Genomic DNA, 17,804 nt, shown 5'->3' on the forward strand with positions numbered 1-17,804 from the left:
CGTTCGTCCGACAATGGTCTATTGGTTCCGAGCCCCGCCTCGGACATCAGTGTTAGAACCATACCTCAACGCGCGTCCCGCCGTTCGCTGCGGTCGTGAGGGTCAGCTCCCATCCGTGTGCGACGACGATTCGCTCGACAATTGCGAGACCGAGGCCGGTCCCCCCCTCCCGAGTCGAGTATCCCGGTTCGAAGACGACCGCTCGCTCACCCGCGGGAATGCCCGGCCCGTCATCTGCGACGTAGAAGCCGTTTTCCAACGCGCCTACTGTGACGGTCACCGCGCGCGCCGAGTTCGCCGCCCGACTGCTCGTGGAGTCGCTCCCCGCGCTGTCATCGGACAGTGTCTGGTCGGCCGTGGCACCATGTTCCACGGCGTTCCGGAACAGATTCTCGAACAGTCGCTGGACGCGTCCAGAGTCGGCCGTCGCAGTCGGGAGTGTGTCCGCCACATCCAGCGTGGCGTACTCGGTATCGACGGATTGCCACGCATCCTTCGCAGCGGCTTCTATCGAGACGTTGCCGGTCGGGTCCAACACGGTTCGGTCCCGCGAGATAGTCAGTACGTCGCGGATGATACGTTCCATTCGCTCGTGCGCGTCGGCTACTGCGTCGAAGTGCTCGGTGTCACCTGTCTCCCGTGCTGCTCGGAGGTGGGCCTTGGCGACGTCCAGCGGGTTACGGAGGTCGTGGCTGATCACACTGCTCACGGGGTCTACGGCCGGAGTGCCCGCGATACCGGGGAACTCGTTCGCGTCTCGAAACACAACGTAGCCGGTGTCACCGTCAGAAGAGAGTATCCGAGCGAAGAACGGCCCACCCGAACCGCCCCCGTCGAGGTACATCCCGACACTGTCGCCACGAATGAGGTGCGTGACCGGGTTCTCGTCACCGGTCGAGTTGACGAGACTGAATCGCTCGAATATCGCCGTTACGGGCGTTTCGGGCGAGGGACTCTCGAACACCGACTCGAAAGCCCCGTTCGTTGCAGTGATACGAGGCTCGCCGTTCGTCACGGCGTAGGCGACGACTGGCACCCGAAATTCGTCGAGCGGGATTGCCATGGAGGTTCCGTCTGTCATCGATTCCCTACGCTCCTGCACCGTTCCAGACGCGGTTTCTCCCGACCGATGGGGGTTGGGTTGACCCATCGACGGAGAGCGTTCAGGAACCCGTGCATGCGTCATCGTTGGACTGTGGATACGTATAGTGTTTCCCGCCCGTTCTGACACAGAAACGCAGCCGGATAATCTGCCAGACCCTCAGTTTCGAAGGACCGAAACGAGCGTGCCAAGCACGAGAGCAGCACCAAACCCGGTTATGTAGAGCGGCTTAGTGCTGCTCTCATGTATCAGGAACGCGTCACCGGGGGAATTCGATGGTACGTAGGCGGTCACGGTCGCTCCTTGCTCGTAACCCCCTAACTGCGATTGAGCGTCTTCCTTCGTCTCGAATTCGCGCGAAACACCTCCGGGATACATATGTGTTGACGTATAGCGTTCGCCTTCGTAGGTGTATCTGAAAGTCGCTTGCGGTCTGTAATCGTCCGTCCCTCGTCGCTGGTTGACCTGTTCGATTGCGGTCGAAACGACAGTCGCGTCAACCGTCTCCGTGGCGTCCAACGCCGAAGATTGGGCCAAGTAACTGTACCCCCCGTACCCCATAACGCCCAGTCCTAAGATAAGGAGGAGTGCGACCCCGAGCGGTCCAGATGGGCCATTGAACTTGAATTCCATGTCCGAGGGCATGAGATGTTGAACGGTAAATGGGTAATCAGTGTTTCGCGTCCTGTAACACCGGAGCGAGCCCACCGTTCGACTGTGAGTTCAGCGGGGCTCTCATGAACGCCTCCCCCAGCGGCCGCACCTACGGTTCCGCGTGAATCCGGCGACGCTACTTGGTGGGACACAAGAGCTATCGCAGACTGCGGTAGAATGGGATGTCTGGAGGGGAGTTGAACTCCACTCGCAACACGGTGCTCGCTAGTTCTAATTCCCTGTGTCGCATTCCTGCTCCACAGTCGAAGCGACACGCAAAGCGGTCGCTTCGAAGATCGTTCAGCAAAGAAGTGCTCGGTAGGGATTTGAACCTCAGTCGCTCGCTCTGTTCGCTCTCTGTTTCAAATCCCCTACGCTCCGCTCTCTCTTCGTCACGTTGTTCCTCAGAGAAGTGCTCGGTCAGGGATTTGAACCCTGGTCCTCGGCTCGAAAGGCCAAGATGATTGGCCGGACTACACCAACCGAGCGTCTGCATTCACGAGTGGTCGTTGGACTATTTTAAGCGTTGCGTTCCATCGTGGGTGAGTGAGAGGAACCCACCCACGACGGCCGGTTACTCGCCCGTGAACTCGGGGTCGCGGTCGCTCGTGAAGGCGGCGACGCCCTCCATCAAGTCCGAGGTGGTGAACAGCAGACCGAACGCCTGCGCTTCGACTTCCAGTCCCGAATCAGTGTCTTCCCAGCCGTTGTGCATGGCGCGCTTGGTGTAGCGCTGGGCGACCGGCGGACCCTGTGCGAACCGCTTCGCGTACTCGAAGGCCCGTTCTTCGAAGTCGTCGTCGTTCTCGACGACCTCGTTGACGAAGCCGTAGTCGGCCATCGTGTCGGCGTCGTAGCGGTCGGCGCTGAAGATAATCTCCTTCGCGCGGCCGGTGCCGACGATGCGCTGGAGGCGGACCGTGCCGCCCCAGCCGGGAAGGAGGCCGAGGTCGTGCTCGGGCTGGCCGAGTTCGGAGCGCTCCGTGGCGATGCGGAGGTCGGCGCACATGGCGAGTTCCATCCCGCCGCCGAGACAGAAGCCGTCGATGCCGGCGACGACCGGCTTGTCGAGTTCCTCGAGCTTTCCGAACGTCTGTTGGCCCTTCCGCGAGATTTCGACGCCCTCGACGGGGTCACCGCCGCCCGCGGCGATGCTGGTCACGTCGGCACCGGCGGAGAACGCGCGGTCGCCGGCTCCCGTGAGGAGCACGGTTCGAACCTCGTCGTCGTCGGCACACAGGTCGATTGCCTCCGAGAGTTCGTCCATCAGTTCGACGCTGATGGTGTTGAGTCGGTGCGGCCGGTTGAGGGTGATGTGGCCGACACCGTCGCGCACCTCGACGGCGATGGCGTCGAACGCGGGAGCGTCGCCGGATTCGTCCTCGCCGCCGTCGCCGTAGAAGCCCTCGTCCGACTGGGCGAGGTCGCGGAGGTACTCGACGGCTTCGTAGCGCGCTTCGCCGGTCTCGTCGTGGAGTTCGTCGAGGGCGTCGACGAGGGCGGCGATGCCGGCGCTGTCGGCCATCTTCGCCGGGCCGTCGGGGAAGCGCCCGCCGAGTTTGACCGCGCGGTCGATGGCGGCCGGGTCGGCCACGTCGTTGCCGACGAGACCGGCGACCTCGTTCGCCATGACGCCGAGGAGTCGGTTCTTGACCGCTTCGCTCCCCTCGTCGTGGGGAATTTCAGCGCCCGCGCCGTCCTCGTAGTCGTAGAAGCCCGCACCGGTCTTCTGGCCGAGGTCGCCTTCTTCGACCTTCTCCGAGAGGAGCGGACACGGTTCGTAGGCGTCGCCGAGCACCTCGTGCATGTATTCGAGGACGTGGTAGCCCACGTCGATGCCGACGTAGTCGGCGAGTTCGAAACTCCCCATCGGGAGGCCCATGTCGTACTTCGTCGTGGAGTCGACTTCGGCCATCGTCGCGTCGCCGGCGTGGACAATCCACGCCGCCTCGTTCATCAGCGGGACGAGGATGCGGTTCACGATGAAGCCGGGGCTGTCCTTGCGGACGCGGACGGGCGTCTTGCCCATCGACTCGGCGAGGTCTTCGACGAGGTCGAGCGTCTCGTCGGCGGTGTGCGCGCCGGAGATGACCTCGACGAGGTCCATGCGGACCGGGGGGTTGAAAAAGTGCATCCCGCAGAAGCGCTCGGGGCGCTCCGTGACCTCGGAGAGTTCGGTGATGGAGAGACTGGAGGTGTTGGTGGCGAACACCGCGTGGTCGGGGGCGTACTCCTCCAACTCGGCGTACACCTCCTTTTTGATGGCCATCTTCTCGGGGACGGCCTCGATGACCACGTCGGCGTCGGTGACGGCTTCGCCGAGGTCCACCGCGGTCGAGACGCGGGCGAGCGCGGCGTCGGCGTCGTCCTGCGACAGTCGGTCCTTCTCGGCGAGTTTGTTCAGTGACCACTCGATTTTGTCGTAGCCCTGCTGGACGAACTCGTCTTCGATGTCGCGCAGGACGACGTCGTAGCCGGCGAGGGCCGCGACCTCCGCGATGCCGTGGCCCATGTTGCCCGCTCCGAGCACGGTGATACTGTCGACGTCATCTACGTTCATGGAAGAACGTTACACTGCGTCGCGGTTTCAACGTTTCCCTCGCGTGAAATGTAAACTCAGATTGTGTTTATTCGATTGGCGGTCTACGTGGGTGCAGTCTATCGATTACTCGGACTAGACTCCGTTTCCACCCTGTCGAAGTTAGTCCACGCACCGCCAGAGATACCGACTGGCGTAGCTTCGATAGGGTGCCCATCGCTCGGCGCGCTCGCGCATCTCGCCGCGGGAGACGGCGTCCTGTTCGAACCCGAAGACGTGTTCCATCCCGCGACGAATCCCGAGGTCCTCGACCGGGAACACGTCCTCGCGGGCGAGCACGAAGATGAGGAACATCTTGGCGGTCCAGTCACCGACGCCGCGAATCTCGGTGAGCGCCGCGACGACCTCGCCGTCGTCCATCTCTCGTAGCGACTCGGCCGACAGGCCGTCTCGGAACGCGTCGGCGACGTTGCGGACGTAGCCGACCTTCTGGTTCGAGAGGCCGCAGTCGCGCAGGACGTCCTCGTCGGCGGCCAGTATCCCCTCGGGCGTGACCTCGACGCGGTCGAACAGGCGGTCCCGAATCGTCGCCGCCGCGGTCGTCGAGAGCTGTTGGTTGACAATCGAGACGACCAGTCGCTCGAAGGGGTCGTCGGCGGGGTCGAGCGAGAGCGGGCCGTGTTCGTCGACCACATCGCCGAGGTGCGGGTCCGCACGGAGTTCGCGGTAGGCGTCGTCGCTCATCGACTCGTGGTTGGGTCGTCGGGGAGAAAAGTGCGCGTGTCTCGGGTGCTCGGATGCGGTCGCCCGTCGTTCGACGGCGGTGACCGCGCTGGTGGCCCGGTGTGGCGGGCCGACTTACTCTTCGAGGAGCTCTTCTTCCTCGTCGTCGCTGTCGTTTCGGTCGGCGTTGGCGCGGCGGCGCACGTCGACGCGGTAGTGTTCGAGGATGTCGCGACCGAGCAGCAGCGGGTAGTCCATGTGCGAGCGGTCCTCGACGCTGGCGGTCACGGTGTGCTGGGTGCCGCCGATACCGATGACGAGGTCGACTACGGGGCGGGCCTTCCCGCTCTTGAGGCTCCCGGACTTCACGCGCGTCATGCTCTTGATGGGCCCCGCGCCGATTTCGGCGGCGAGGCTCGTGTCGATGCTCGTTCGGGTCGCGCCGGTGTCGGACTTCGCGAGGGTCTGCTGGGAGCCGCTGGTCCCGTTGACGACGACCTCCTCGATGTAGCCGATGAGGGGCGCTTCGCCGTCGATGATGGGTGACTCGTTGGGGGCACACGAGGGGACGGAGTCGTCGAGCGTCGCCGACAACTCCTCGACGCGCGTCTCGTCGACCTCGCCGCCCGCGCGCTCGATTGCGAGCTTCGCGATGTGCGGCGCGGGGCTCTTGCCCGTCGCCTGATAGAGGCCCTTGAAGCCGGCCGTCGGGTTGGCTTCGAGGACGAACCAGCCGTCCTCGCCCTCGACGAGGTCGACGCCGACGTAGTCCATCTCCATCACTTCGGCGGCGTAGAGCGCCGTCTCCTTGGCCTCCTCGGGCATCTCGTCGGTCGCGTCGAGCACGTCGCCGCCGAGGGCGACGTTGGTCCGCCAGTCGCCCTCCGGGGCGTAGCGGTACATCGCGCCGACGATGTCGCCGTCGACGATGTACACGCGCAGGTCGCGGTGGCGGTCGCCGTCGCGGTCGATGAGCTTCTGGAGGAACGCCTGCCGGTTGCCGACCTTCGGGTTGACGGGCTCTGTCAGGTCGACCTTCCACGTCCCGCCGCCGTGGGTGCCGATGGCGGACTTGTAGACGCCCACGTCGCCGAAGCGTTCGCGGCCCTTGTTGAGCCGGTCGTTCGAGAGCGCGAGCAGCGCGTCGGGTACCTGGATGTTCCAGTTGGCGAGCGTCGCGGCCGTGGCGAACTTGTGGATGGCCGCGAGAACCGCGTCCGGCTCGTTGAGCATCGGTCGGATGCGGTTGAACGTCGTCGCCAGCCCGAGCAGTTCGGCGGGTTCCTCGGTGTTCGACAGGAGCAGTCGGTTCGCGATGATGTCCACCTCAGGCTCGACTGTCACCTCGCCGTCTTCGATGCTGACCGCCGCGTTCTCTCGACGGAGCCACACCGGCTCGTGACCGAGGTCTTCGACCGCGTTGAGGATTGCCTTCGTCTCCTTACTGTTGTGCAGAGAAAGCACGCCGACACGCACGGCGTCGTCTGTGGTGGACATACTCAGTTGATATCCTCCCGGTTTCAAAGACATGACGGTCGAGAGTTGGAGGCCTTCGGTTCGCAGCCGCGAGGACGGCGTCGGGCGGTCCGTCGCGACCGTTTATAACCCCGGCCCTCCCATCGCATCACATGGCCGACAACGAGGCCTTCACCTACAACGGCGGGAAGGTCGAGCCGGGCGAGACACAGGACATCCGGTACGGCATCTCCGAGACGTATCTCGGCGACCCGGTTCGCATCCCCGTCACCATCATCAACGGGGAGCAGCCGGGGCCGACCGTGTTCCTCTCCGCCGCCGCCCACGGCGACGAACTGAACGGTATCGAGGTCGTCCGCGAGGTGGCCTACGAGTGGGACCTCGCGGACCTCGCGGGCACGCTCGTCTGCATGCCGGTGATGAACGTCCCGGCCTTTCTCGCCCAACAGCGGTATCTCCCCATCTACGACCGCGACCTGAACCGGTCGTTTCCGGGCTCCGAGACCTCGACGGGGGCCAAGCGGATGGCCCACCGCATCTACCAGAACTTCATCGCGCCCTGCGACCTCGGCATCGACTTCCATACCTCGACGCGGGGGCGGACCAACATGCTCCACGTCCGCGCCGATATGTCCGACCCCGCGGTCGCGCGCCTCGCCAACGCCTTCGGCTCGCACGTCATCATCGACAGCTCCGGGTCCAGCGGGATGCTCCGAACCGAGTCGTCCGCGAACGGGACGCCGGCTATCACCGTCGAGATGGGCGAGGCCCACCGCTTCCAGCGCGAACTCATCGACGAGGCGCTGGCGGGCGTCGAGAGCGTCTTCGCCGAGTACGGCCTCCGAGGAACCTCGACGGTCAACTGGCCGGGCTGGCGCACCGTCATCTCCGACGAAAACGAGAAGACGTGGCTCCGCGCCGACGCGGGCGGCATCGTCGACATGCACCACGACCGCGGCGCGCTCGTCCACGAGGGCGACCGCATCTGCACGATTACGAACCCGTTCAAGGACGACAACGTGACGGTCGTCGCCCCCTTCACGGGCCTGCTCGTCGGCGTCCTCGAAAACCCGGTCGTCTACCCCGGCAACCCGCTTTGCCACCTCGTCGAACTCAAAGACAAGGTGCGGCGCGTCGTCGAGCGCGAGCAGTCCGGCTCCCCCGAAACGACGCGCTGAGACCGTTCGGCTCGACCCGAGACGCCCGGGGGCGGCGATTTTTGCCGACCCTCACGAAACTCCATACACGTAAGTTCTATACCCTCCCCTTCCCGACACTCACAAGAGCATGAGTCAGTCTTACAATCGGGGCCTCATCGAGGACTTCAGCAGATGGCGGGAGTTCTCGGCCGGCATGTGGGCCTGGATATTCCACAAGTTCACCGGCTGGGTGCTTGTGGGCTATCTCTTCACCCACATCGCCGTGTTGTCGACGGCCCTCTCGGGCGCGACGGCGTACACGAACACGATTCAGGCGCTGGAGAGCCTCCTGGTCGTGCGTATTCTCGAAGTCGGGCTGCTCGCGGTGGCGGTGTTCCACATCCTCAACGGGCTGCGGCTGCTGTTCGTCGACCTGGGCGTCGGGCTGGAAGCACAGGACAAGAGCTTCTACGCGTCGCTCATCCTCACGGGTGTCATCGTCGTTGCGAGCGTCCCCACGTTCCTCTCGGGGGTGAGCATCTAATGGCAGAACGATACACGTCCTTCGAGCCCGGCGGCCGGCGGTGGCTCTGGCAGCGGCTGACCGCCGCCTTCCTCGTCGTGGTGCTGGCGTTCCACTTCTTCCTGCTCCACTTCGTCAACCACGCCGACGAAGTGACGTTCGCCCTCTCGCAGGCGCGCATGGAGCAGCTGACGTACTTCTCGCTGATGATCCTGTTCCTCGTCACCGCGACGTTCCACGGGGTCAACGGCGTCTACAACGCCCTCGTCAACCAGGGTCTCTCTGGAACCCGGAAGACGGCGGTCAAGGCGATTCTCGGTCTCGCGAGCGTCCTGCTCATCGTGCAGGGCGTCCGCACGGCCCTCGAGTGGGCCGGAGGTGTTCCCATCTAATGAGCACGCAAGTTCCCGAAACTGTCGAGGAGGAATCGGCCACGGAGACGGCGTCCGCCGGCAAGCAGAAGCGCGACGCCAAAAAGCGCGAGCGCGCCGAGCGCGTCCAAGAGCAGCGCGAGGCCGAGGCGGCCGAGAAAGCGCGCTCCGCGGACGACACCTACCACCTCAAGGTCTTCCGCTACGACCCCGAGGTGCCGGAGAAACAGGAGCCCCGCTTCGACGACTTCCACGTCCCGTACAAACAGGGCATGACGATTCTCGACGCGCTCATGTGGGCACGGGACCACTACGACTCCTCGCTTACCTTCCGGCACTCCTGCCGGCAGGCAATCTGTGGGTCCGACGCGCTGTTCGTCAACGGGTCGCAGCGACTCGGCTGTAAGACCCAACTGTCGGACCTCTCGGAGCCGATTCGGGTCGAACCGCTCCCGCACTCCGACGTGGTCAAAGACCTCGTCGTCGACATGGAGCACTTCTACGACCAGATGGAGTCGGTCGAGCCGTACTTCCAGACGAACTCGCTTCCGGACGGCGAACTCGACGAGCAGCGCCAGACGCGCGAGAACCGCGAGAAGGTCAAGATGTCCACCCGCTGCATCTGGTGTAGCGCGTGTATGTCCTCGTGTAACATCGCCGCCGGCGACAACGAGTATCTCGGTCCCGCGGCCATCAACAAGGCCTACCGCTTCGCCATGGACGAACGCGAAGGCGAGGACATGAAGCAGCGCCGCCTCGAAATCCTCGAACAGGAACACGGCGTCTGGCGCTGTCAGACCCAGTTCTCCTGTACCGAGGTGTGCCCGAAGGACATCCCCCTCACGGAGCACATCCAGGAGCTCAAGCGCGAGGCGATTAAGAACAACCTGAAGTTCTGGTGAACTTCCCGGTGAAACCCTGAAGTTCGACCAACCCTACGACACACCCAAACACACCATGTACGAACACGACGTTATCGTAGTCGGCGCGGGCGGGGCGGGCCTGCGCGCGGCGATTGCGGCACACGAGGAAGGGGCCGACGTGGCCATCGTGTCGAAGCTCCATCCGGTCCGAAGTCACACGGGCGCGGCGGAGGGCGGCATCAACGCCGCGCTCCGCGAAGGCGACTCGTGGGAGGACCACGCGTACGACACGATGAAGGGCTCGGACTATCTGGCCGACGCGCCGGCGGCCGAGACCCTCTGTAAGGACAGCCCGAAAGAGACCATCCAGCTCGAACACTGGGGAATGGCGTTCTCCCGCGACGACGACGGTCGCGTCAGCCAGCGACCGTTCGGCGGGCTCTCGTTCCCGCGGACCACCTACGCGGGCGCGGAGACGGGCCACCAGCTGCTCCACACGATGTACGAGCAGCTCGTCAAGCGCGGCATCAAGGTGTACGACGAGTGGCACGTCACCCGACTGGCCGTCACCGACGAGGAGAAGCCGGAGGACCGAACCTGTCACGGCATCGTCGCCTACGACGTCCAGACCGGACAGGTCGAGGGCTTCCGCGCCCGCAACGGCGTCATCCTCGCCACCGGCGGTCTCGGACAGGTCTACGACCACACGACGAACGCGGTCGCCAACACCGGCGACGGCGTCGCAATGGCCTACCGCGCGGGCGCGCCGATGGAGGACATGGAGTTCATCCAGTTCCACCCGACGACGCTCCCCTCGACGGGCGTCCTCATCACCGAGGGCGTCCGCGGCGAGGGCGGTATCCTCTACAACGAAAACGGCGAGCGCTTCATGTTCGAGTACGGCTACGCGAACAACCTCGGCGAACTCGCCTCCCGCGACGTGGTCTCCCGGGCCGAACTGACGGAGGTCAACGAGGGCCGCGGCATCGAAGACGAGTACGTCCACCTCGATATGCGCCACCTCGGCGAGGAGCGCATCATCGACCGCCTCGAGAACATCGTCCACCTCTCGGAGGACTTCGAGGGCGTCAACCCCCTCGAAGCGCCGATGCCGGTCAAGCCCGGCCAGCACTACGCGATGGGCGGCATCGAGACCGACGAGAACGGCGAGACGTGCATCTCCGGCCTCTACGCGGCCGGCGAGTGCGCCTGCGCCTCCGTCCACGGCGGCAACCGCCTCGGCGGCAACGCGCTCCCCGAACTCATCGTCTTCGGCAAGCGCGCCGGCCACCACGCCGCGGGCAAGGACATGGAGGAGGCCCAAATCACGACCGGCAAGGAAGGCGAGTACGAACTCGGTGAAGTCGATTCGCCGGTCGAACTCGGTGAAGCCGGTATCGGTGAAGACGCCGTCGCGGACGGCGGGACGGCGGCGGACGCCGGCGCGTCCGTCTCCGGGGCCGACCTCGTCCAGCGCGCCGTCGAAGACGAGCGCGAGACCATCGACACCCTCCTGGAGCGCGAAGACGGCATCCAGCAGGCCGAGATTCGCGAGCGCGTCCAGAAGTCGATGACGCGAAACGTGAACGTCTTCCGCGAGGAGTCGGCCCTCAAGGACGCGCTCCGCGACATCCGCGAGGCGCGCGAACTCTACCAGCAGGTGTTCGTGGGCGACAAGTCGCGGACGTTCAACACGGACCTCCTCCAGACGCTGGAGATGCGCAACATCCTCGACATCGCGGAAGCCATCACGCTCGGCGCACTCGCGCGCAACGAGTTCCGCGGAGCCCACTGGCGCAAGGAGTACCAAGAGCGCCGCGACGAGGAGTGGCTCAAGCACACGATGCTCTCGTGGAACGACGGCCGCCCGGAACTCTGGTACAAGCCGGTCATCCTCGAAGGCGAGAACAAGACGTACGAGCCGAAGACGCGGAGCTACTGACCCGACTGCGCCCCGTCCGAGTCGCGACCAATCTCTTTCGTCGCCGCTTTCGATCGGTGCATCGCATGGAACCCAACGCCCCACAGCCGAGGGCTTCGGCCGAATCCACCAACGCCTATTTGCCCGCTCGACTCCTACGCGCGACCGGAAGGGTGGCTCAGTGGTAGAGCACACCGGCACAGGCCCTCGCGGTCGGTCCGGTGGTTTTCAATGGCTTCGCGTGGTTCGACTCCCGCCCCTTCCGTCGCTTCGGGACGGCGTCCTCCGAGAACCCGAGACGAGCGTCCTTCGACGACAGTCGAAGTTAGCGCCGTCGAACGCCGCAGCGAATCGGATATACGTTCGTGATGGATGCGACGATTCTCCAGAATTCGTGACGTTCGCGGCCTCACTCCCGACCACCGAACTTCGACGATTGTTGTAAGAGAGTTTTATTATCGTCGAAGCAAAGAGGATGACAACGACCATGCAACAGACGGTTCCGACCATCGAAGTCCCCGGCGAACTCGAATCGCCCTCGGCCAAGCTCGTGTACCTCTATCTCACCACGCACGACGGCGCGTCCATCTCCGACTTGCAGAACGGGTTGGAGATGAAGAAAATCGCCCTTTACAGCATCCTCAGCACGCTCTCGAAGCGCGGCTTCGTCCGACAGGACGCCGAACACTACCACGTCGCTCAGTGACGGCCCGGCGAGTCAGTGATTTCTCGGTGAGCGCGCCGCCCGCACCTGCGCGCCGTCGCGGACCATATCCTCGCAGTTCGGGCAAACGCGCGGGTTCTCCATGCCATCGGGAGTGAATACTCGGGCGTATGCGGGCGTCACGAACGAACCACAGTTCTGACATTCCGGCATGGTAGCTAGTATCCTCCATGAATATCACATAAGTTTTCTCCCTATACGAGTGCGAGAAGCAGGCCGGCGACGAGGAGCGCGAAGATGAGAAGCGACACGGCGAGCATGAATTGGTCGGAGCCGTTCATACCGAACATGACGTTCCCGATAAAGATAAAATTCCGTCTCGACGCCGCGGCCCGTCGCTCTCGGCGGTGTTGTCTAATTTTCGGCCGCGATAACGAGGGGGGTAGAACTAAATTCCTCGCACCCGTCGGTCCCCTAACGGTCCCCCAATGGAGTTCGTGTACGCGCTGTCTGGGTTGTTCGCCGGGCTCTTTCTCGGAGCGGTGGCAGTCGTCACTGCGCTCACGTACACGCCCTACGGCGCGTCGCTGTTCGACACCGCGATAACGGCGCTGACCGGCGTCACGCTCCAACTGGGCAATCTGCTTTTCATCTCGGCGCTCACGGCCCTCGCGTTCGAGGGGCTGGCGATGGGCGGGATTCGGTATCCGGTCGTCGTCCCCGCGGCGTTCGCGTACGTGCTGACCCACGTCACGGTCTACTACTCGTGTATCCGAATCACCGACCTCCAGTCGGAGCCGCTCGATCCCGACGTTATCATCAAGCATAACCCGTTCCGCGCGCTCGTCCTCGGCGTTCCGGGGTCGTTGCTCCTCATCCGGGTTCGGTCTCCCACTCGACGGAACTGACGACGGTCCGGAAAACGTGAGTAAACGGCGAGAGCCAGGAGTGGGATTTGAACCCACGAAGTCTCGATTACAAGTCGAGTGCATGAACCGCCCATGCTCTCCTGGCGCGTCTGTCGATTACCCGTCCTCCTTTGAGTGTGTATCGCTTCGCATCGATTTCTCCAGTTCGACGCGGTGGGGCCGATAGCCGTGTCGCCGGTAGAACCGACGGGCGGCCTCGTTGTCCGCCAGCACGTCCAACGCGACGGCGTCGACGCCGGCGTCGGCCAGCGCGTTCTCCGCCGCCGCCAGCAACCGCGTTCCGACGCCGGCGTCTCGGTACGCCGGGCGGACGAACAGATTCCGAACCATTCCGCGAGTCGCGTCCTGTTCGTACGCTCCCGCCTCGATGTCGAACATGACGAACCCGACGAGGCCGTCGGCGTCCGCGTCCTCTGCGCTGCTTCCGACCTCCGTGCCGCCATTGCTCACATCGCCCTCGCGGGCGACGAGGACGCCGTCGGCGGCGACGTGTCGAGCCAGCGCCTCCCGTATCGGTGTTCGGTTGGCCTCGGCTCGGAGGTGCGAGCCGGACGCCCGCTGGTCCGCGGCGAGTTCGACCCACAGCTCGACGAGGTCGTCGAGCTCGGAAAACGCCGCCGAACTGACGCGCATGGTCCCTGTCGGGACTCTACCCGCTTTTAAGTGTCGACGATTCGGACCGAATTCGAGTAATCGAGGTCCTGCGGGGTGTCAAGCGGGGTCAGTAAAGACGACCGATGAAGAAAGATTTATCTATGTTTATCGTCCGCACATATCATGAGGATAGTTATCAATGGGTATTGCCGAAACCTACTCCCGTGGAAGGCGGTTCGCCATCGAGCGTCCGTTCGCGCTCGTCTTGGCGGTCATCGTAGTCGTACTACTCGGTGACTTACTTCGCGGGTTAGCAACGGGGCAGACGCAGTTTGCCGACATTGGCACGCTCGTCTGGGATGGTCTGATGCGGGGGCTCGTAATCGGCCTCGCGGGCATCGGGTTGTCGATGACGTACAGCATTCTAAACTTCGCTAACTTCTCCCACGGCGACTACATCACGGCCGGGGCGTTCTCGGGGTGGGCGACGACGTACCTCATCGCCGGGTTGGGACGCGCCGATATCGGCGCGCTCCTGCTCGTCGGGGCCGGGGGGTCGGTCTACGGCGGGACGCTCGGCATCGGGATGCTCTCGACGCCGCTCGCGGTCGTCGCCGGCATCGTCGTCTCCGGCGGCTTCGCCATCGCGCTGTCGCTCGCGGTCGACCGCACCATCTTCAAACCGATTCGAAACGAGGACGGTATCACGCTTCTCATCACGAGCGTCGGCGTCGCGTTCGCGCTTCGCTACCTGATGCAGTTCGTCTTCGGCTCCGACGTGCGCGGCACGACCGCCCAACCGCCCTCGCTGTCGCTGTACTTCATCGACGGCACGGTGTTCATCAACGCCCACGACATCACGCTCCTCGTGGTCGCGTCGGCGCTGATGCTCGGCGTCCACGTGCTCTTACAGCGGACGAAACTCGGCAAGGCGATGCGCGCGATGGCCGACAACAAGGACCTCGCGCTCATCACCGGCATCTCGACCGAGCGCGTCGTCCGCGCGACGTGGATTATCGGCGGCGGACTGACCGGCGTCGCGGGCTACATGTTCATCCTCTGGAAAGGGACCCTCGGGTTCAACGACGGGTGGCTGCTGTTGCTTCTCATCTTCGCCGCGGTCATCCTCGGCGGCATCGGCTCCATCTACGGGGCCATCGCCGGCGGCCTCGTCATCGGGCTGACGGCGTCGATGTCGGTGCTGTGGATTCCCTCGGCGTTCTCGCGGGCCGCCGCCTTCGTCGTCATGATCGTCATTCTCCTCGTGAAACCGTCCGGGCTGTTCAGCGGGAGGGCGACCGCATGAGCGTCCGCGACGACTTCACCGCCCGCATCCCGGGCGGCGACGCGGGCCTCATCGTGTTGATTCTCCTCGGGACGTACCTCGCGTACGTCCTTGCGGGGCTCGTCCTCGGGTACACGCTCCGCGGACAGCTCAACTCCATCGCGACGCTGACGTTCTACATCGGCGTCTTCGCCATGCTGTCGCTCGCGCTCAACCTCCATTGGGGGTACACCGGGCTGTTCAACATCGGCATCGTCGGCTTCATGGCCGTCGGCGTCTACGTCACGGCAATCGTGACGAAGCCGACGTACGTCGCCGGCGGCGCGGCGCAGGTCGGCGGCCTCGGCCTCCCGCTTTGGGTCGGTATCCTCGCCGGGATGCTCGCGGCCGCGCTCTTGGGACTCGTGGTCGCGCTCCCGGCGCTCCGGTTGCGGGCCGACTACTTGGCCATCGTCACCATCGCCATGTCGGAAATCGTCCGGTTCAGCTTCCTCTCGGGCGAACTCCAGCAGTTCCAGCTGTTCGGCAACCGCGTCGGCTTCGGCGGCGGGTCGGGGCTCATCCTCGACTTCGCCCCGCCGCTGGAGGCGCTGCTTCGCGGCCTCGGCCTCTGGAACGCCTATCTCGGCTTCGTCGACGCCTCACAAGTGCTGATTCCGACGAACCCCAAACCCGTCGTCGACGGTCTCGTCTACGGGCTGTTGCTGCTCGGGTTCGTCGCGGCGTTCTACTGGCTGCTCAAGCGCACCGGCGAGTCGCCGTTCGGTCGCGTGCTGAAGGCCATCCGCGAGGACGAGGACGTGGCCAACGCCCTCGGCAAGAACACCGACCGGTTCAAAATCAAGTCGTTCATGCTCGGCTGCGCGCTCATGGGGCTCGCCGGCATCCTCTGGCTCGTCCCGCAGGGCGCGGTGACGCCGAACTTCTTCCGGCCGCGCGTGACGTTCTTCGTCTGGATTGCGCTCATCATCGGCGGGGCCGGCTCGAACACGGGGAGCGTCCTCGGCGGGGCCGTCTTCGCCGCGGTGCTCTACCAGGGGCCGCGGTACTTCCAGAACCTCGTGACGGCGGTGTTCCCCAACTTCGACTCGCCGTCCGGCTTCGGACAGGCCATCTCGCCGCTCATCTCGCAGTTCGACCCCGTGCCGTTCCTCCTGTACACGGTCGACAGCATCCGACAGCTCCAGTTGGTCGTGATGGGCCTCGTGCTCATCTGGCTGATGCACAACCGGCCGGAGGGGATGCTCGGCTACCGCAAGGAGACGGCGTCGGTTATCCCGCTGTCGCGGCCGCAGTCGATGGCCGCGGACGGCGGCGACGACGACTCGGTCCGCACCGACGGCGGCGTCGACGCCGCGGCCGAAGGAGGTGAGACCGATGAGTGACGCCGCCGACCAGCCCGTCGAAGACGTGGCGAACAAGGTCGACGAGGGCGCGCTCGGCGCGTTCGCCTCCGGCGTCGACACGTCGGTCGACTACCCGCTTCAGGTCGAGGGACTGGAGAAGTCCTTCGGCGGCATCACCGCCGTCGACGGCGCGACCTTCGAGGTGGAGTCCGGAACGCTCACGGGACTTATCGGGCCGAACGGGGCCGGCAAGTCGACGACGTTCAACCTCATCACGGGCATGCTCAAGCCCGACGCCGGCACGGTCACGTTCAACGGCGAGGACATCACCGGCGAGGAACCCCACCAAATCGCCAACCGCGGGATGGTCCGGACGTTCCAAATCGCCCGCGAACTGAGCGAGATGACCGTCCTCGAAAACATGATGCTCGCGCCGAAACACCAGCGCGGCGAGGCGCTGTGGCGCTCGGTCATGCCGGGCGTCCGCGACGACGTCCGCGAACAGGAAGCGGAACTGCTCGAACGCGTCTGGGAGGTGCTCGACTTCTTCGACATCGCCCACATCGCAGAGGAGTACGCGGGCAACCTCTCCGGCGGGCAGCGCAAACTGCTCGAGATGGCGCGGGCGCTCCTGACCGACCCCGACATGCTGCTGTTGGACGAGCCGTTCGCCGGGGTCAACCCGACGCTGGAGAAGAAGTTGCTCGAACACGTACACGAACTCCGCGAGCAGGGCTACACGTTCCTGCTCGTCGAACACGACATGGACCTCATCATGGACAACTGTGAACACGTCATCGTCCTCCACCAGGGCTCGGTACTCACGGAGGGGACGCCCGACGAGATTCGGAGCAACGAAGAGGTCATCGAGGCCTACCTCGGAGGCAACGTATGAGCGTCGACGCCAACACCGACGCGACGAGCGGCGCGGGCGTCGAGGGCCGCGACGACGTGCTCTTGCGCGTCCGCGACCTCGACGCCGGCTACGGCGACCTCCAGATTCTCACCGACGTCGACATGGACGTGTTCGACGGCGAGTACGTCACCATCGTCGGACCGAACGGGGCCGGCAAATCGACGACGATGAAGTCCGTCTTCGGCCTGACCGCCCACATGGGCGGCACCGTCCGGTTCAAAGACGAGGACATCACCGGCCGCCGACCCGAGGACATCATCCACGTCGGCATCGGCTACGTCCCGCAGAACGACAACATCTTCCCGACGCTGACGGTCGAAGAGAACCTCGAGATGGGCGCGTACATCCTCGACGAGGTGCCGCAGGACGCCATGGAGGCGGTCTACGAGCGGTTCCCCATCCTCAGAGAGCGGAAAGACCAGAAGGCCGGCACCATGTCCGGCGGCCAACAGCAGATGCTCGCGATGGGTCGCGCGCTCATGCTCGACCCCGACCTCCTGCTCTTAGACGAGCCGTCGGCGGGGCTCGCGCCCGACCTCGTCGAGGAGATGTTCGACAAAATCGACGAAATCAACGAGGCCGGCACGGCCATCCTGATGGTCGAACAGAACGCCAAGGAGGCGCTCCGGCGCTGTGACCGCGGCTACGTCCTCGCCAACGGACAGAACCGCTACATGGACTCCGGGACGGCGCTCCTCGACGACGAGCAGGTCCGACAGGACTTCCTCGGCGGCTAGTCCGTCTCGGCGGGCCACGCTC

The 17,804-nt window shown here is 64.8% G+C and carries 17 protein-coding genes and 3 tRNA genes; 12 read left to right on the top strand and 8 right to left on the bottom strand.

Annotated elements, in window-relative coordinates; genetic code table 11:
• Positions 1–52: 52 nt before the first annotated feature.
• The 6 genes from DVK03_RS09035 to DVK03_RS09060 form a co-directional block, all read right to left on the bottom strand.
• The gene (locus DVK03_RS09035; protein ID WP_115803311.1) at positions 53–1,063 is read right to left on the bottom strand and encodes a HAMP domain-containing sensor histidine kinase; all 1,011 of its coding nucleotides are present in this window, start codon (positions 1,061–1,063) and stop codon (positions 53–55) included.
• A 198-nt stretch (positions 1,064–1,261) separates the two neighbouring features.
• On the bottom strand, positions 1,262–1,747 hold the full coding sequence (locus DVK03_RS09040) for a DUF3592 domain-containing protein (RefSeq protein ID WP_006601545.1): 486 nt from the start codon (positions 1,745–1,747) through the stop codon (positions 1,262–1,264).
• Between the two features lie 422 nt (positions 1,748–2,169).
• Positions 2,170–2,244: transfer RNA gene (locus tag DVK03_RS09045), tRNA-Glu, on the bottom strand.
• Positions 2,245–2,330: 86 nt separating this feature from the next.
• Entirely contained in the window at positions 2,331–4,316 is a 1,986-nt protein-coding gene (locus DVK03_RS09050) for a 3-hydroxyacyl-CoA dehydrogenase/enoyl-CoA hydratase family protein (protein ID WP_115802778.1), read from the bottom strand.
• 141 nt (positions 4,317–4,457) lie between these two features.
• Positions 4,458–5,039 (bottom strand): DNA-3-methyladenine glycosylase, encoded by a 582-nt coding sequence (locus DVK03_RS09055; protein ID WP_004061298.1) that lies wholly within the window; start codon positions 5,037–5,039, stop codon positions 4,458–4,460.
• A 114-nt stretch (positions 5,040–5,153) separates the two neighbouring features.
• On the bottom strand, positions 5,154–6,515 hold the full coding sequence (locus DVK03_RS09060) for a RimK/LysX family protein (protein WP_115802779.1): 1,362 nt from the start codon (positions 6,513–6,515) through the stop codon (positions 5,154–5,156).
• 131 nt (positions 6,516–6,646) lie between these two features.
• Between DVK03_RS09060 and DVK03_RS09065 the strand changes: the two genes are divergently transcribed.
• The 8 genes from DVK03_RS09065 (at position 6,647) to DVK03_RS09095 (ending at position 12,883) form a co-directional block, all read left to right on the top strand.
• Entirely contained in the window at positions 6,647–7,672 is a 1,026-nt protein-coding gene (locus DVK03_RS09065) for a succinylglutamate desuccinylase/aspartoacylase family protein (protein WP_004061300.1), read from the top strand.
• Positions 7,673–7,781: 109 nt separating this feature from the next.
• The gene (gene sdhC / locus DVK03_RS09070; protein ID WP_004043053.1) at positions 7,782–8,177 is read left to right on the top strand and encodes a succinate dehydrogenase, cytochrome b556 subunit; all 396 of its coding nucleotides are present in this window, start codon (positions 7,782–7,784) and stop codon (positions 8,175–8,177) included.
• Positions 8,177–8,548, top strand: a complete 372-nt coding sequence (locus DVK03_RS09075) for a succinate dehydrogenase hydrophobic membrane anchor subunit (protein ID WP_004043052.1) — start codon at positions 8,177–8,179, stop codon at positions 8,546–8,548. The genes sdhC and DVK03_RS09075 overlap by 1 nt, the downstream gene beginning before the upstream one ends.
• Positions 8,548–9,429, top strand: a complete 882-nt coding sequence (locus tag DVK03_RS09080; RefSeq protein ID WP_004061303.1) for a succinate dehydrogenase/fumarate reductase iron-sulfur subunit — start codon at positions 8,548–8,550, stop codon at positions 9,427–9,429. Before DVK03_RS09075 ends, DVK03_RS09080 begins: the two co-directional genes overlap by 1 nt.
• 55 nt (positions 9,430–9,484) lie before the next feature.
• The gene (locus tag DVK03_RS09085) at positions 9,485–11,332 is read left to right on the top strand and encodes an FAD-binding protein (protein WP_115802780.1); all 1,848 of its coding nucleotides are present in this window, start codon (positions 9,485–9,487) and stop codon (positions 11,330–11,332) included.
• A gap of 146 nt (positions 11,333–11,478) precedes the next feature.
• Positions 11,479–11,576 (top strand) — tRNA-OTHER (locus DVK03_RS19790).
• A gap of 222 nt (positions 11,577–11,798) precedes the next feature.
• Complete coding sequence (locus tag DVK03_RS09090; protein WP_004043049.1) at positions 11,799–12,017, top strand: helix-turn-helix domain-containing protein; 219 nt, start codon at positions 11,799–11,801, stop codon at positions 12,015–12,017.
• A gap of 446 nt (positions 12,018–12,463) precedes the next feature.
• A complete protein-coding gene (locus DVK03_RS09095) occupies positions 12,464–12,883 on the top strand; it encodes a hypothetical protein (RefSeq protein ID WP_004061307.1) in 420 nt (139 codons plus the stop codon).
• 32 nt (positions 12,884–12,915) lie between these two features.
• On the opposite strand, the gene DVK03_RS09100 is transcribed toward DVK03_RS09095, so the two are convergent.
• Positions 12,916–12,989, bottom strand: a tRNA-Thr gene (locus tag DVK03_RS09100).
• Between the two features lie 11 nt (positions 12,990–13,000).
• Positions 13,001–13,537: an N-acetyltransferase gene (locus tag DVK03_RS09105; RefSeq protein WP_115802781.1), complete on the bottom strand. Its 537-nt coding sequence runs from the start codon at positions 13,535–13,537 to the stop codon at positions 13,001–13,003.
• A gap of 328 nt (positions 13,538–13,865) precedes the next feature.
• Between DVK03_RS09105 and DVK03_RS09110 the strand changes: the two genes are divergently transcribed.
• The 4 genes from DVK03_RS09110 to DVK03_RS09125 are packed head-to-tail and all read left to right on the top strand — an operon-like array spanning position 13,866 to position 17,782.
• On the top strand, positions 13,866–14,804 hold the full coding sequence (locus DVK03_RS09110; RefSeq protein ID WP_004061308.1) for a branched-chain amino acid ABC transporter permease: 939 nt from the start codon (positions 13,866–13,868) through the stop codon (positions 14,802–14,804).
• On the top strand, positions 14,801–16,168 hold the full coding sequence (locus DVK03_RS09115) for a branched-chain amino acid ABC transporter permease (protein ID WP_004061309.1): 1,368 nt from the start codon (positions 14,801–14,803) through the stop codon (positions 16,166–16,168). Before DVK03_RS09110 ends, DVK03_RS09115 begins: the two co-directional genes overlap by 4 nt.
• Positions 16,161–17,024: an ABC transporter ATP-binding protein gene (locus DVK03_RS09120; RefSeq protein ID WP_004061310.1), complete on the top strand. Its 864-nt coding sequence runs from the start codon at positions 16,161–16,163 to the stop codon at positions 17,022–17,024. Before DVK03_RS09115 ends, DVK03_RS09120 begins: the two co-directional genes overlap by 8 nt.
• Entirely contained in the window at positions 17,021–17,782 is a 762-nt protein-coding gene (locus DVK03_RS09125) for an ABC transporter ATP-binding protein (protein ID WP_006601538.1), read from the top strand. The genes DVK03_RS09120 and DVK03_RS09125 overlap by 4 nt, the downstream gene beginning before the upstream one ends.
• The last annotated feature ends 22 nt before the right edge of the window (positions 17,783–17,804 follow it).

Origin of the sequence: Haloferax sp. Atlit-109R (genome assembly GCF_003665865.1) — an archaeon.
GTDB classification, from domain to species: domain Archaea; phylum Halobacteriota; class Halobacteria; order Halobacteriales; family Haloferacaceae; genus Haloferax; species Haloferax volcanii.

What these genes read in the sequence shown, in the direction of transcription:
- DVK03_RS09035 (WP_115803311.1), bottom strand. Translation starts at nt 1,063, where the DNA reads ATGGCAATCCCGCTCGACGAATTTCGGGTGCCAGTCGTCGCCTACGCC.
- DVK03_RS09040 (WP_006601545.1), bottom strand. Translation starts at nt 1,747, where the DNA reads ATGCCCTCGGACATGGAATTCAAGTTCAATGGCCCATCTGGACCGCTC.
- DVK03_RS09050 (WP_115802778.1), bottom strand. Translation starts at nt 4,316, where the DNA reads ATGAACGTAGATGACGTCGACAGTATCACCGTGCTCGGAGCGGGCAAC.
- DVK03_RS09055 (WP_004061298.1), bottom strand. Translation starts at nt 5,039, where the DNA reads ATGAGCGACGACGCCTACCGCGAACTCCGTGCGGACCCGCACCTCGGC.
- DVK03_RS09060 (WP_115802779.1), bottom strand. Translation starts at nt 6,515, where the DNA reads ATGTCCACCACAGACGACGCCGTGCGTGTCGGCGTGCTTTCTCTGCAC.
- DVK03_RS09065 (WP_004061300.1), top strand. Translation starts at nt 6,647, where the DNA reads ATGGCCGACAACGAGGCCTTCACCTACAACGGCGGGAAGGTCGAGCCG.
- sdhC (WP_004043053.1), top strand. Translation starts at nt 7,782, where the DNA reads ATGAGTCAGTCTTACAATCGGGGCCTCATCGAGGACTTCAGCAGATGG.
- DVK03_RS09075 (WP_004043052.1), top strand. Translation starts at nt 8,177, where the DNA reads ATGGCAGAACGATACACGTCCTTCGAGCCCGGCGGCCGGCGGTGGCTC.
- DVK03_RS09080 (WP_004061303.1), top strand. Translation starts at nt 8,548, where the DNA reads ATGAGCACGCAAGTTCCCGAAACTGTCGAGGAGGAATCGGCCACGGAG.
- DVK03_RS09085 (WP_115802780.1), top strand. Translation starts at nt 9,485, where the DNA reads ATGTACGAACACGACGTTATCGTAGTCGGCGCGGGCGGGGCGGGCCTG.
- DVK03_RS09090 (WP_004043049.1), top strand. Translation starts at nt 11,799, where the DNA reads ATGCAACAGACGGTTCCGACCATCGAAGTCCCCGGCGAACTCGAATCG.
- DVK03_RS09095 (WP_004061307.1), top strand. Translation starts at nt 12,464, where the DNA reads ATGGAGTTCGTGTACGCGCTGTCTGGGTTGTTCGCCGGGCTCTTTCTC.
- DVK03_RS09105 (WP_115802781.1), bottom strand. Translation starts at nt 13,537, where the DNA reads ATGCGCGTCAGTTCGGCGGCGTTTTCCGAGCTCGACGACCTCGTCGAG.
- DVK03_RS09110 (WP_004061308.1), top strand. Translation starts at nt 13,866, where the DNA reads ATGCGGGGGCTCGTAATCGGCCTCGCGGGCATCGGGTTGTCGATGACG.
- DVK03_RS09115 (WP_004061309.1), top strand. Translation starts at nt 14,801, where the DNA reads ATGAGCGTCCGCGACGACTTCACCGCCCGCATCCCGGGCGGCGACGCG.
- DVK03_RS09120 (WP_004061310.1), top strand. Translation starts at nt 16,161, where the DNA reads ATGAGTGACGCCGCCGACCAGCCCGTCGAAGACGTGGCGAACAAGGTC.
- DVK03_RS09125 (WP_006601538.1), top strand. Translation starts at nt 17,021, where the DNA reads ATGAGCGTCGACGCCAACACCGACGCGACGAGCGGCGCGGGCGTCGAG.